Origin of the sequence: Leifsonia sp. SIMBA_070 (genome assembly GCF_046534635.1) — a bacterium.
In the GTDB taxonomy this organism is placed as follows: domain Bacteria; phylum Actinomycetota; class Actinomycetes; order Actinomycetales; family Microbacteriaceae; genus Leifsonia.
On the sequence record NZ_JAWRYK010000616.1, the window covers coordinates 1 to 252 of the forward strand.

The 252-nt window shown below is 40.9% G+C and carries 1 protein-coding gene; it reads right to left on the bottom strand.

Going from position 1 to position 252, the window contains the following annotated elements:
• Positions 1–252 (bottom strand): hypothetical protein (locus SB754_RS21690; RefSeq protein WP_410784379.1); only part of this gene is annotated, 252 nt, incomplete at its 5' end.

The window sequence follows — 252 nt, forward strand, 5'->3', positions numbered from 1 at the left end:
TCATTGCCTTTTACTCCAAATATTTTGATACAGGTCTGTGACCGTCAGCTCGACAACCCCTGCTTCCTCCAAGGTGACATCTCCCTTTTCATAAGCTTCTGACGGAAACACATAAAAGGAAAAATCATCTCCGTCTTTGTAATTGAGTCCGCTCATACCAAATCGTGAGCTAATATAGGTGTTCCCTCGATATTTTGCGGTCATCTTTGCAGACATGTTCATTTTAAAAGAATTTTCATTTACGGTCTCGTG